This window comes from Streptococcus sp. ZY171113 (assembly GCF_057748235.1).
In genome coordinates, this window is record NZ_CM173243.1 from 175762 (window position 1) to 190169 (window position 14408).

Below are 14408 nucleotides of genomic sequence, written 5' to 3' on the forward strand. Positions count from 1 at the left end.
ATCAAATTCCATTTATTTAAGATAAATGAAATAGTAACAAGAAAATAAACCGAAACGCTGCGCATGAACATGCGATAAAATGATTAATTTAAAGGTTAAGTTAATAAGGGCGCACGGTGGATGCCTTGGCACTAGGAGCCGATGAAGGACGTGACGAACAACGAAATGCTTTGGGGAGCTGTAAGTAAGCATTGATCCAGAGATGTCCGAATGGGGGAACCCGGCAGGTTGATGCCTGTCATCCGCATCTGTTAAGGATGTCGGAGGGAAGACGCAGTGAACTGAAACATCTAAGTAGCTGCAGGAAGAGAAAGCAAAAGCGATTGCCTTAGTAGCGGCGAGCGAAACGGCAGAAGGGCAAACCGAAGAGTTTACTCTTCGGGGTTGTAGGACTGCAACGTGGACTTAATTTTGATAGACGAATGACATGGGAAGGTCAGCCAGAGAGAGTGAGAGCCTCGTAGTCGAAATCGAAGTTATACCTAGCAGTATCCTGAGTACGGCGAGACACGCGAAATCTCGTCGGAATCCGGGAGGACCATCTCCCAACCCTAAATACTCCCTAGTGACCGATAGTGAACCAGTACCGTGAGGGAAAGGTGAAAAGCACCCCGGGAGGGGAGTGAAATAGAACCTGAAACCGTGTGCCTACAACAAGTTCGAGCCCGTTAATGGGTGAGAGCGTGCCTTTTGTAGAATGAACCGGCGAGTTACGATATGTTGCGAGGTTAAGTTGAAGAGACGGAGCCGTAGGGAAACCGAGTCTTAATAGGGCGTCATAGTAACATGTCGTAGACCCGAAACCATGTGACCTACCCATGAGCAGGTTGAAGGTGCGGTAAAACGCACTGGAGGACCGAACCAGGGCACGTTGAAAAGTGCTTGGATGACTTGTGGGTAGCGGAGAAATTCCAAACGAACTTGGAGATAGCTGGTTCTCTCCGAAATAGCTTTAGGGCTAGCGTCGACATTGAGATTCTTGGAGGTAGAGCACTGTTTGGATGAGGGGGCCATCTCGGTTTACTGATTTCAGATAAACTCCGAATGCCAAAGAATTATGGTCGGCAGTCAGACTGCGAGTGCTAAGATCCGTAGTCGAAAGGGAAACAGCCCAGACCACCAGCTAAGGTCCCAAAATATATGTTAAGTGGAAAAGGATGTGGGGTTGCACAGACAACTAGGATGTTAGCTTAGAAGCAGCTATTCATTCAAAGAGTGCGTAATAGCTCACTAGTCGAGTGACCCTGCGCCGAAAATGTACCGGGGCTAAAACATATTACCGAAGCTGTGGATGACACTTATGTGTCATGGTAGGAGAGCGTTCTATATGCGGCGAAGGCATACCGTGAGGAGTGCTGGAGCGTATAGAAGTGAGAATGCCGGTATGAGTAGCGAAAGATGGGTGAGAATCCCATCCACCGTAAGACTAAGGTTTCCAGGGGAAGGCTCGTCCGCCCTGGGTTAGTCGGGACCTAAGGAGAGACCGAACGGTGTATCCGATGGCCAACAGGTTGATATTCCTGTACTAGAGTATGAAGTGATGGAGGGACGCAGTAGGCTAACTAGAGCCGGCGATTGGAAGTGCCGGTCTAAGCAGTGAGGCTTGGTATGAGTTAAATGCTTGTACCTATAAGGTTGAGCTGTGATGGGGAGCGAAGTTTAGTAGCGAAGCTAGTGACGTCACACTGCCAAGAAAAGCTTCTAGCGTTGTATTATACTCTACCCGTACCGCAAACCGACACAGGTAGTCGAGGCGAGTAGCCTCAGGTGAGCGAGAGAACTCTCGTTAAGGAACTCGGCAAAATGACCCCGTAACTTCGGGAGAAGGGGTGCTGGCTTTAAGTCAGCCGCAGTGAATAGGCCCAAGCAACTGTTTATCAAAAACACAGCTCTCTGCTAAATCGTAAGATGATGTATAGGGGGTGACGCCTGCCCGGTGCTGGAAGGTTAAGAGGAGGGTTTAGCGCAAGCGAAGATCTGAATTGAAGCCCCAGTAAACGGCGGCCGTAACTATAACGGTCCTAAGGTAGCGAAATTCCTTGTCGGGTAAGTTCCGACCCGCACGAAAGGCGTAATGATTTGGGCACTGTCTCAACGAGAGACTCGGTGAAATTTTAGTACCTGTGAAGATGCAGGTTACCCGCGACAGGACGGAAAGACCCCATGGAGCTTTACTGCAGTTTGATATTGAGTATCTGTACCACATGTACAGGATAGGTAGGAGCCTATGAGATCGGGACGCCAGTTTCGATGGAGGCGATGTTGGGATACTACCCTTGTGTTATGGCTACTCTAACCCAGATAGGTTATCCCTATCGGAGACAGTGTCTGACGGGCAGTTTGACTGGGGCGGTCGCCTCCTAAAAGGTAACGGAGGCGCCCAAAGGTTCCCTCAGATTGGTTGGAAATCAATCGTAGAGTGTAAAGGTATAAGGGAGCTTGACTGCGAGAGCTACAACTCGAGCAGGGACGAAAGTCGGGCTTAGTGATCCGGTGGTTCCGCATGGAAGGGCCATCGCTCAACGGATAAAAGCTACCCTGGGGATAACAGGCTTATCTCCCCCAAGAGTTCACATCGACGGGGAGGTTTGGCACCTCGATGTCGGCTCGTCGCATCCTGGGGCTGTAGTCGGTCCCAAGGGTTGGGCTGTTCGCCCATTAAAGCGGCACGCGAGCTGGGTTCAGAACGTCGTGAGACAGTTCGGTCCCTATCCGTCGCGGGCGTAGGAAATTTGAGAGGATCTGCTCCTAGTACGAGAGGACCAGAGTGGACTTACCGCTGGTGTACCAGTTGTCTTGCCAAAGGCATCGCTGGGTAGCTATGTAGGGACGGGATAAACGCTGAAAGCATCTAAGTGTGAAACCCACCTCAAGATGAGATTTCCCATGATTTTATATCAGTAAGGACCCTTAGAGAAGATGAGGTTGATAGGTTGGGAGTGGAAGTGTTGCGAGACATGGAGCGGACCAATACTAATCGTCCGAGGACTTATCCGAAGTCAAAATTAAGTCAGTAGAAGTATTGACAAGCGTAGCGGTTTTGAGTTACAATATAGGTATTCAATTATCAGTGGATAAGCACTGAGATTAGTTAAGTGATGATAGCCTAGGAGATACACCTGTTCCCATGCCGAACACAGCAGTTAAGCCCTAGTACGCCTGAAGTAGTTGGGGGTTGCCCCCTGTGAGATAAGGGAGTTGCTTAGCTATAATCCGCCATAGCTCAGTCGGTAGAGCGCATGACTGTTAATCATGATGTCACAGGTTCGAGCCCTGTTGGCGGAGTAAGAAAAGGAAAACGTTGAGCAATCAGCGTTTTCTTTTTGTTTTAAGTTTTTCTTAGAAGAGTTGGTGGCTAATAAGTTTTTGTCTACGATTTGGTTTTGTTAAGAGGAGATGGGAGGGACATAAGCTCTGCCATTTCCCAAAAAACGCTAAAAATATGGTAAAATAGGGGGACTAGAAACGAGGGAGAAGACTATGTCAGACTTATTTCAGCAGTTGATGAGCCAAATTCAGATGCCTCAGGAGGTCCAGGCGTCGCCGCCCTTTTTGTCTGCGGACATCAAGGGGGTCAAGGTTCACAGTCAGAGCCGCCATTGGGAGTTTGATCTAGCCTTTGCGGAGGTTCTGCCCATCGCGGCCTACCGGGAGCTTAGAGAGAGGCTGACAGCTACCTTTGCGGCTGCCGACATCAGGGTGAGCCTGCGGGTTTGGGTCAATGAGCCGAGCTTTTCAGGCGAGTTGTTGGAGGCTTACTATCGGGAGGCTTTTGAGTTTGAACCCTGCAACCAGCCCAATTTCAAGGCCTCTTTTAGCCAGTTGGCGGTCAAGTACGATGGTCAATCGCTGATTATCGAAACTCCAGAGTTTTTGGTGGTCGAGCATTTCCAGAAGACTCACTTACCCAACCTCCGTCAGCAGTTGGCTGATTTTGGTTTGGGACAGGTTAACCTCGTTTTAGAGCCCTGTGCCCAGACCACTCAGGACCTGGTCAGTCAGTTTGAGGCCAGTCGGGAGGATATTCTCCAAGAGGCTCATCAACAGGCGTTGGAAGCCCAGAAGTCGCTAGAGGCCAGCCTGCCACCTAAGGAGGAAGCCAAGCCGACCTTTGATTACAAGGAACGGGCCAAGGCTCGTCAGGCTGGTTTTGACAAGGTAGCCCTGACCCCTATGATTGAGGCCCTAGATATGGAGGGCGAACGGGCAGTCTTTGAGGGTCTGGTCTTTGATGTGGAGAAGAAAACGACCAGAAACGGTCGCCACATTTTGACCTTCAAGATGACCGACTACACTTCCAGTTTCTTTCTGCAAAAGTGGGTCAAGGATGATAAGGAACTTAAAGAGCTAGACTTTATCAAGAAGGGCAGCTGGGTTCGGGTTAGAGGGTCAATCGAGTTCAACCAGTTTTCTAAGACCCTTACCATGAACGTCCAAGAGGCCAAGGAAATCAGCCACACGCCTCGCAAGGACCTGATGCCAGAGGGCGAGAAACGGGTGGAGTTTCATGCCCACACCAACATGTCCACCATGGATGCCCTGCCGACCGTTGAGGATTTGGTGGCAACGGCTGCCCGCTGGGGCCATAAGGCCATAGCCATCACCGACCACGCCAACGTCCAGTCCTTCCCCCACGGCTACCACGCTGGCCGCAAGGCTGGCATCAAGGTCATCTTTGGTCTGGAGGCCAACATCGTTGAGGACAAGGTGCCCATCACCTACAACGAGGCGGATTTGGACCTCCACGAGGCCACCTATGTGGTCTTTGACGTGGAGACGACCGGTCTCTCAGCTGTCCACAACAAGCTGATTCAGATTGCGGCCTCCAAGATGTACAAGGGTAACATCATTGAGCAGTTCGATGAGTTCATCGACCCTGGGCACCCCCTGTCTGCCTTTACCACCGAGCTGACAGGCATCACCGACAACCATGTCAAGGGCGCCAAGCCCATTGAGCAGGTCCTGGCTGAGTTCAAGGCCTTCTGCGAGGGCACGGTCATGGTCGCCCACAACGCCACCTTTGACGTGGGCTTTATGGACGCCAACTACGAGCGTTATGGTTTTGGGAAAATAGCAGAGCCCGTCATCGATACCCTGGAGTTTGCACGCAACCTCTACCCAGACTACAAGCGTCATGGTCTGGCTGCGCTGACCAAACGCTTTGGCGTTGCCTTGGAGCACCACCACATGGCCAATTATGACGCGGAGGCCACCGGTCGCCTGCTCTTCATCTTCCTAGAAGAGGCTAGAGAAAAGCATGGTCTGACCAACCTCCTCCAGCTCAACACCCAGCTGGTGGCTGAGGATTCTTACAAGAAAGCTCGGATTAAGCACGCCACCCTCTATGTGACCAATCAGGTTGGGCTCAAAAACATCTTCAAGCTGGTCAGCCTATCCAACGTGGTTTATTTTGACGGGGTGGCTCGGATTCCTCGGACGGTGCTGGATGAGCACCGTGAGGGGCTGATTTTGGGGACGGCCTGCTCAGACGGCGAGGTCTTCGCTGCCCTCCTGTCCCAAGGTTATGAGGCCGCCCGTGACTTGGCTGGCTACTATGACTTCATCGAGGTCATGCCACCAGCCCTCTACGCCCCACTTGTCGCCAAGGACAATGTCAAGGACATGGCGGCCGTGGAACAGCTGATCAAGGATTTAATCCAAATCGGTCGGGACCTGGACAAGCCTGTTTTGGCAACAGGCAACGTCCACTACCTGGAGCCTGAAGACGAGATTTACCGAGAAATCATCGTCCGAGCCCTGGGGCAAGGGGCCATGATTAACCGGCCAATCGGTCGGGGGGAAGATGCCCAGCCAGCTCCCCTGCCTAAAGCTCACTTTAGAACCACCAATGAAATGCTGGACGAGTTTGCCTTTTTGGGAGAAGACTTGGCACGGGACATCGTCATCACGGCTCCCAATGCTATGCTGGAGCGATTCGAGGAGGTGGAGGTGGTCAAACGGGACCTCTACACTCCTTATATCGAAAAGGCTGAGGAGACCGTTGCGGAGCTGACCTACCAGAAAGCCTTTGAGATTTACGGCAATCCCCTGCCAGACATCATCGACCTGCGGATTGAGAAAGAGCTGACCTCTATTTTGGGTAATGGTTTTGCGGTGATTTACCTGGCCTCCCAGATGCTAGTTAACCGCTCTAACGAGCGGGGCTATCTGGTTGGTTCACGGGGATCGGTTGGGTCTAGTTTTGTGGCCACCATGATTGGGATTACAGAGGTCAACCCCATGCCCCCTCATTACGTCTGCAAGTCTTGCCAGTACAGCGAGTTTATCACCGATGGCTCCTATGGTTCGGGTTACGACCTGCCCAACAAGGACTGTCCGCAATGCGGCAGCCATTTGACCAAAGACGGCCAAGACATCCCCTTTGAGACCTTTTTGGGCTTTGACGGCGACAAGGTACCCGATATTGACTTGAACTTCTCAGGGGACGACCAACCGTCGGCCCACTTGGACGTGCGGGAGATTTTTGGTGAGCAATACGCTTTTCGTGCAGGAACGGTGGGAACGGTGGCCGACAAGACGGCCTACGGCTTTGTGCGGGGTTACGAGCGAGACTATGGCAAGTTCTACCCCGAGGCCGAGGTGGATCGCCTGTCTAAGGGCGCTGCTGGGGTCAAGCGAAATACCGGCCAGCACCCGGGCGGTATCGTTGTTATCCCAGATTACATGGATGTGTATGATTTTACGCCCATCCAGTACCCGGCGGACGATGTGACGGCCAGCTGGCAGACCACCCACTTTAACTTCCACGATATTGACGAGAACGTGCTCAAGCTGGATGTTCTGGGTCACGATGACCCGACCATGGTGCGGAAACTCCAGGACTTGTCAGGGATTGACCCCAAGGACATTCCTGCGGACGACCCTGGGGTTATGGCCCTCTTTTCTGGGACGGAAATTCTGGGGGTGACCCCAGAGCAGATTGGGACGGCCACGGGCATGTTGGGGATTCCTGAGTTCGGAACCAATTTCGTTCGGGGCATGGTGGACGAGACCCATCCGACCACTTTTGCGGAGCTCTTGCAGCTGTCGGGTCTGTCTCACGGGACGGACGTTTGGTTGGGCAACGCTCAGGACTTGATTAAGAACGGCATTGCGACCCTGAAAACCGTTATCGGCTGTCGGGATGACATCATGGTTTACCTCATGCACGCGGGATTAGAGCCTAAAATGGCCTTCAACATCATGGAGCGGGTGCGGAAAGGCCTCTGGCTGAAAATCTCTGAGGAGGAGCGCAACGGCTACATCCAGGCCATGAAGGATAATAAGGTGCCAGACTGGTACATCGAATCCTGTGGTAAAATCAAGTACATGTTCCCTAAGGCTCACGCGGCGGCCTACGTGCTCATGGCCCTGCGGGTGGCCTACTTCAAGGTTCATCACCCGCTTTACTACTACTGTGCTTATTTCTCCATCCGGGCCAAGGCCTTTGAACTGCGGACCATGTCAGGCGGCCTTGAGGCCGTTAAGGCCCGCATGGCTGACATTCAGGAGAAAAAGAAAAACAACGAGGCCAGCAATGTGGAACAGGACCTCTTTGTCACCCTGGAGTTGGTCAATGAAATGCTGGAGCGGGGCTTTAAGTTCGGTCAGCTGGACCTCTACAAGAGTGACGCCATCGAGTTCAAGATTGAGGGTGACACCCTGATTCCGCCTTTTGTTGCCTTGGAAGGTTTGGGCGAGAACGTTGCCAAGCAACTGGTGGCGGCTCGTGAGGAGGGGGACTTCCTCTCCAAAACGGAACTCCGCAAACGGGGCGGCCTGTCAACGACCCTGGTTGAGAAGATGACCGACATGGGCATCCTGCATGGCCTGCCAGAGGACAACCAGCTCAGTTTGTTTGATGACTTGTTTTAGAGGGGATTTTCTGACAAAAAGGACCTGTTCAAGTTGTCCTTGGGCGCCACTATTTAAGGAGGCGTAAGATGATTTTTTGGAAAAAACTGCGACAAGATTTTGAAGAGAGCAAGTCCCCCGATGATGATTTTCTGGGCTGGTTCTTGCGGCGAAAACTGGGTTTCTGGGGCAAGATGGCCGTTGTTGCCAGCTTGTGGTTGATTTGGATTTACCTCTACCTCAACATCCACCTCTATGTTTATGTCTTTCGAGGGCTCTTGCTCTTAGCTTTAGGAACGGGTTTGATCCGTTTTTGGAAATACCTGCGGAAATAAACCTCACCAGCTTGTGATGAGTTGTTTTTTTGGGTGCTGTTTATGGTTCAAATCCTTTTGGATACCTTGAGTTTTTTGCGACTGGTGGGACTGATTATCCTGTTTGTGGACTGGATGCGTAAGCTCCATACTCGGAAATTTTCTCCCTAAAAGCAGTTTTATTTGACCTGTCAGACCTGCCCGCAGTAACAAGCCGTTAATGGTCCAGAGCTGAGGGAATTGATTAGCTGGAAAGTATCGTGGTTATCTGGGCAACGTGGACACGTCAGTTTCTTTTATAAGCTCTTTTGTTGGACCTGTCAGACCAGGACCAAGCAGAGGATTAGTCTGGTCAGGCCAGCAGATGAAGGCCCTCAAAATTTATATGGATGGCTCAGTCGTCTGATCGGCGGGGATCCGGGCTATATAAAAGTAGCCTTCCTTGGTGCTCTGAAAATCTTCCTCTTTATGCGGCTGAGTCGGCTTCCTTTGGACTTGCTAGTTAAGGTCTTTGCTCAGTTGGACAAGTTTTAAGCTGGGCCATCTCAGAACCTCCTCTAGTTTTATGAACTGGTCTTCAAGCCTCGGTGGGTACACTTGCCTGCTCAGCCCTAGCCCCTGATTTGTCAGGGGCTATTTTTCTAAAAGAAGGGCTGGCAAGGTGTTTGGCTTGCCCTTGTCACTATTTAGTGGTAGGATAGAGGTCAGAGAAATGAAAGAAAGGGGGGGCAGGCATGAGCAAGCAGGTGAAAGAGACGGCCCGCAAGGCCAATATCGTTTTTCGGAAGGCCCAGATGAGCATTGATAACCATGTGGTGCCTCAGTTGCGGGAGCAGGGGATTACCCATACCCAGTTTGGGGTTTTGGACCTGCTTTACAGCAAGGGGGAGCAGCGGATTAGCCAGCTCTTGACAGGACTTTTGGCCACGTCTGGCAACATGACTGTGGTTTTGAAAAATATGGAAAAGAAGGGTTGGGTCTATCGTCGGCCTTGCCCAGAGGATAAACGGGCTAGTTTGATTGGTTTGACCGAGGTTGGTCGAGACCTCATCAGTCGTGTCCTGCCTGGTCACCTGGACCGAGTAGAGGAGGCCATGAGCGTCCTGACCGAAGAGGAGCAGGAGCAGCTGATTAGCCTCTTGAAAAAGTTCAAAAATTTGTAGGAAGATCTTATTAGGGGTGTTCTGGACAAAAATACTACTTAGTGAAATTTTTGAGACAAATCTGTTGACAATCTCTTGGGCTTGGCTTATAATCACTACATAGTCATAAATATGACTGAGAAGTAAAGGAGATAGTCATGTCTATCATAAACACTATCAAATCACTATTTTCCAAAAAGGAGGACATTGTCATGTCTAAAAACATTTTGTTCGTTGTCGGCTCTTTGCGTGAGGGCTCATTTAACCACCAGTTGGCTGCGGCTGCTGAGAAAGTCTTGGCTGAAAAGGGTGCCAGCGTGAGCTACCTTGACTACAAGGATGTGCCACTCTTCAACCAAGACCTTGAAACACCAGTTTTGCCAGCGGTTCAAGCGGTGCGTGATGCGGTTCAAGCCGCAGATGCCATCTGGTTCTTTTCACCAGTTTACAACTACTCTATCCCAGGTGTGGTGAAAAACTTGACCGACTGGATTAGCCGTGCCCTTGACTTGTCAAATCCAAAAGGCCCTTCTGCTATCAACGAAAAAGTAACAACGGTTTCAGCTGTTGCTAACGGCGGTCACGACCACCTCTTTGCAGAATTCAAGCAAATGCTGACCTTTATCCGCACCACTCCAGTGGGTGAGTTCACAGGTTCACCAGTTAACCCAGAAGCTTGGGGTACAGGTGAGTTGGTGGTATCTGACGAAGTTATCGTTAAACTCTCTGCTCAAGCAGACGCTGTCTTGGCAGCCCTTAACTAAAGCTTTTAAACCAGATTCCTCGGAGTCTGGTTTTTTTGCGGTGCAAGTCTTGTGCCCTAAACCAGTGCAACAGTTTGGTAGACTGTTCTAGTTTTTTGGAAAACGTTCGGGAATAAGAAACGATAATTTGACTGAGTAGTTCTTTTTCAGATAAGTTGACGCTTTTGCTGGCATTTTTTCTAGGCTCAGTTGTGACTTTCAGGAAACGGAAAAAGATTGTGAAAAGACAATCTTTTTCTTTTCAAAACTGACCTATAACAGCTCAGGAAAGGGTTGAAATACTTGCACTTTGTGATGTTTTCCGATAAAATAGAAGGGTAATAAAATTTTGTTGGAGGACAACATGGTAACACTCTCTAAAGAGACACATTTGGAAATGTATTTGAAAATGCAACGCATTCGTGAGTTTGATATGCGGATTAACAAACTGGTGCGTCGTGGTTTCGTTCAAGGGATGACCCACTTCTCAGTTGGTGAAGAAGCGGCTAACGTTGGTGCCGTTCAGCACTTGACTTATGATGACTGCTTCTTCTCTAACCACCGTGGTCACGGTCAATCAATCGCTCAAGACATGGACTTGAACGCCATGATGGCTGAACTTGCTGGTAAAGTAACCGGTGTGTCTAAGGGCCGTGGTGGTTCCATGCACTTGGCAGACTTCAAACGTGGTAACTACGGGACCAACGGTATCGTTGGTGGTGGTTACGCTATGGCTGTCGGTGCGGCATTGACCCAACAGTACAAGGGGACAAACAATATCGCAGTTGCCTTCTCAGGTGACGGTGCGACCAACGAAGGTTCTTTCCACGAGTCTGTTAACATGGCAGCGACTTGGAAGCTCCCAGTAATCTTCTTCATCATCAACAACGGCTATGGTATCTCTATGGATATCAAAAATGCTACCAACACCCCTCACCTTTACACCCGTGCTGAAGCCTACGGTATCCCAGGTTTCTACGTTGAAGACGGTAACGACGTTTTGGCCGTTTACGAAACAATGGGCAAAGCTGTTGAGCACGTTCGTGGTGGAAACGGACCAGCCATCGTTGAGGTCATCTCATACCGTTGGTTCGGTCACTCAACTGCCGACGCTGGTGTTTACCGTACCAAAGAAGAAGTTGAAGAGTGGAAGAAAAAAGACCCAATGATCAAGTACCGCGACTACTTGACCAAAGAAGGTATCGCAACTCACGAAGAGCTTGACGCTATCGACGCCCAAGTGGTTAAAGAAGTTGACGATGCTTACGAATTTGCCGTAAACAGCCCAGACCCAGAACTCTCAGTAGCCTTTGAGGATGTTTGGGTAGACTAAGTTGTGAGAGCGTTAAAAAGGCAAAGTCAAAACAGGAAATCGGCAGAAAATCCTGATTTTCTAGACGATTTATCTTTTTGACACTGCCTTTAGCTCGAGCACGATTGTAACGTCAGAAGGTTGTCTAAGCACTAAAGTGCTTGACAATCTACGGCAACCACGATAGTGGTCTGCCTACTTGTCTGACTAAGACGTTATCGCTGTGTTATCGACAGTGATAACTCCGTGTCGTAGATGGTAACCTAACCCCTCTCGACACCCCAAACCCGTTTACGACAAGGCTTGTTGCTTGTCCAGTCAGGACGACTGGCGAGCGAAGCGAGCCACTAATGGATAGATTCGCTGTGGTGAAACAGTCATCGGCCAGTTTTGGCTGATGACTGACGGAAGTTTTGAGACCTTAGGCTCAAAACTTAGCCATGAGATGCCGTAGGCAGCTGCTGGCGTCCGTCACCACCTAAGAATCTATCCAAAAACAAAAAAAGCAATCATTGGAAAAAATCTTTTCATAAACAACACAGGAGAAAAACACAAAATGGCTGAAATGAAATTGATGGCTCTGCGTGAGGCGATTAACCTTGCCATGAGCGAAGAAATGCGTAAAGACGAAAATGTCTTCCTGATGGGTGAGGACGTTGGTATCTACGGTGGTGACTTCGGTACCTCAGTGGGTATGTTGGCTGAATTTGGTGAGAAGCGTGTTAAAGACACGCCAATCTCTGAAGCGGCTATCGCTGGTGCAGCGGTTGGTGCGGCCATCACTGGTCTGCGTCCGATCATCGACTTGACCTTCATGGACTTCATCACCATCGCCCTTGACGCGATTGTCAACAACGGTGCCAAAAACAACTACATGTTCGGTGGTGGCTTGATTACCCCTGTTACCTACCGTGTGGCATCAGGTTCAGGTATCGGTTCTGCGGCTCAGCACTCTCAATCACTTGAGGCTTGGTTGACTCACATCCCAGGTATCAAGGTGGTTGCACCTGGTACAGCTAACGAAGCTAAAGGTCTCTTGAAATCTTCTATCCGTGATAACAACATCGTTATCTTCATGGAGCCAAAAGCCCTCTATGGTAAAAAAGAAGAAGTTAACCAAGACCCAGACTTCTACATCCCACTTGGTAAAGGTGACATCAAACGTGAAGGTACTGACGTGACCATCGTGTCTTACGGCCGTATGCTGGAGCGTGTTATCCAAGCAGCTGACGAAGTGGCAGCAGAAGGCATCAGCGTTGAGGTTGTCGACCCACGTACCCTGATTCCATTGGACAAAGAAATGATCTTTGACTCTGTTAAGAAAACTGGTCGCTTGATCTTGGTCAACGACGCTTACAAAACGGGTGGTTTCATCGGTGAAATCGCATCTCAGGTTGCTGAAAGCGACGCTTTCGACTACCTGGATGCCCCAATCATCCGTTTGGCCTCAGAAGATGTGCCAGTTCCTTACGCTCGTGTTCTTGAGCAAGCCATGCTTCCAACTGTTGAGAAGATCAAGGCTGCTATTTATCGCTCAGTTAACAAAGGTTAATGTTGCCTAGTGGTCGGGCAGAGCCCAATGGCCGAGCGGTAAGACCGTTCTGTCTAGCTCTGCTATTACCCCAAGGAAAAGAACACTAAGAAAGGAAACCCCATGGCAGTAGAAATTATTATGCCTAAACTCGGTGTGGACATGCAAGAGGGTGAAATCATCGAGTGGAAAAAGCAAGTGGGCGATGTCGTTAAAGAAGGCGACGTCCTGCTTGAAATCATGTCTGACAAGACAAACATGGAACTTGAGGCAGAAGACTCAGGTGTCCTCTTGAAAATCGTTCGTGGCAACGGTGAGACCGTGCCTGTAACAGAAGTTATCGGTTACCTGGGCGCTGAAGGCGAAGTGGTTGAAGAAGGTAGCACGCCAGCAGCGGCTCCTGCGGAAGCCCCAGCAACAGTTGAAGCTGCTCCTGCTGCAGCCGCAACACCAGCACCAGCATCGGTCAAACGCCCAGCTGGTGAGAAGGTGCGTGCTACCCCTGCGGCTCGTAAGGCGGCTCGTGACCTGGGCATCGACCTTGACTTGGTTCCAGGTACAGGTGCTAACGGCCGTGTCCACAAGGATGACGTTGAAGCCTTCAAGGGTGCCGCTCCGAAGGCGACGCCATTGGCAGCTCGCATCGCGGCTGGCGAAGGCCTTGACTTGGCTAACGTGGTTGGTACAGGTGTTGGTGGCAAGATCACTAAGGAAGATGTCCTTGGTGCCATCGCTCCAGTTGTTGCTCCAGCAGCGGCAGCGGCTCCAGTAGCAGCTGACAAGCCAGCTAAGGAATTGCCAGAAGGCGTTGAAGTGATTAAGATGAGCCCAATGCGTAAGGCCATCTCCAAAGGTATGGTTAACTCTTACTTGACCGCTCCAACCTTCACGCTCAACTATGACATTGACATGACCAACCTCATGGCTCTTCGTAAGCAAGTTCTTGAGCCAATCATGAACAAGACTGGTTTGAAAGTGACCTTCACTGACCTGATTGGTCTGGCGGTTGTGCGTACCCTCATGAAACCTGAGCACGAATACCTCAACGCTTCCCTGATCAACAATGCTGAAGAAATCGAACTCCACCGCTTTGTGAACCTGGGTATCGCCGTAGGTTTGGATGCTGGTCTGGTCGTGCCTGTTGTTCATGGCGCTGACAAGATGAGCCTGTCTGACTTTGTTGTGGCGTCTAAAGATGTTATTAAGAAAGCCCAATCTGGCAAGCTCAAATCAGCTGAAATGTCTGGTTCAACCTTCTCCATCACTAACCTGGGGATGTTTGGTACTAAGACTTTCAACCCAATCATCAACCAGCCAAACTCAGCTATCCTTGGTGTAGCGGCAACGGTTCAAACCCCAGTTGTGGTTGACGGCGAAATCAAGATTCGTCCAATCATGGGCCTTTGCTTGACCATTGACCACCGTATCGTTGACGGTATGAACGGTGCCAAGTTCATGGTTGACCTCAAGCACTTGCTTGAGAACCCATTGGAGTTGTTGATCTAAGTTAGT

At 50.3% G+C, this 14408-nt stretch carries 7 protein-coding genes, 1 tRNA gene and 2 rRNA genes; all 10 read left to right on the top strand.

Going from position 1 to position 14408, the window contains the following annotated elements; translation table 11 throughout:
- The first annotated feature begins 93 nt into the window (after positions 1-93).
- The 10 genes from AC3ARB_RS00900 (at position 94) to AC3ARB_RS00945 (ending at position 14402) form a co-directional block, all read left to right on the top strand.
- Positions 94-2997, top strand: a 23S ribosomal RNA gene (locus tag AC3ARB_RS00900).
- 94 nt (positions 2998-3091) lie between these two features.
- Positions 3092-3207, top strand: a 5S ribosomal RNA gene (gene rrf / locus AC3ARB_RS00905).
- A 5-nt stretch (positions 3208-3212) separates the two neighbouring features.
- A tRNA-Asn gene (locus AC3ARB_RS00910) sits at positions 3213-3285 on the top strand.
- A 195-nt stretch (positions 3286-3480) separates the two neighbouring features.
- A complete protein-coding gene (locus AC3ARB_RS00915) occupies positions 3481-7875 on the top strand; it encodes a PolC-type DNA polymerase III (RefSeq protein ID WP_488320716.1) in 4395 nt (1464 codons plus the stop codon).
- Between the two features lie 68 nt (positions 7876-7943).
- Positions 7944-8189: a hypothetical protein gene (locus tag AC3ARB_RS00920; RefSeq protein ID WP_488320717.1), complete on the top strand. Its 246-nt coding sequence runs from the start codon at positions 7944-7946 to the stop codon at positions 8187-8189.
- Positions 8190-8902: 713 nt separating this feature from the next.
- Positions 8903-9331: a MarR family winged helix-turn-helix transcriptional regulator gene (locus tag AC3ARB_RS00925; RefSeq protein ID WP_488320718.1), complete on the top strand. Its 429-nt coding sequence runs from the start codon at positions 8903-8905 to the stop codon at positions 9329-9331.
- A gap of 137 nt (positions 9332-9468) precedes the next feature.
- Positions 9469-10074: an NADPH-dependent FMN reductase gene (locus tag AC3ARB_RS00930; RefSeq protein WP_488320719.1), complete on the top strand. Its 606-nt coding sequence runs from the start codon at positions 9469-9471 to the stop codon at positions 10072-10074.
- A gap of 343 nt (positions 10075-10417) precedes the next feature.
- The gene (locus AC3ARB_RS00935) at positions 10418-11386 is read left to right on the top strand and encodes a thiamine pyrophosphate-dependent dehydrogenase E1 component subunit alpha (protein WP_488320720.1); all 969 of its coding nucleotides are present in this window, start codon (positions 10418-10420) and stop codon (positions 11384-11386) included.
- Positions 11387-11921: 535 nt separating this feature from the next.
- Positions 11922-12917: an alpha-ketoacid dehydrogenase subunit beta gene (locus AC3ARB_RS00940; protein WP_488320721.1), complete on the top strand. Its 996-nt coding sequence runs from the start codon at positions 11922-11924 to the stop codon at positions 12915-12917.
- 102 nt (positions 12918-13019) lie between these two features.
- On the top strand, positions 13020-14402 hold the full coding sequence (locus tag AC3ARB_RS00945; protein ID WP_488320722.1) for a dihydrolipoamide acetyltransferase: 1383 nt from the start codon (positions 13020-13022) through the stop codon (positions 14400-14402).
- The last annotated feature ends 6 nt before the right edge of the window (positions 14403-14408 follow it).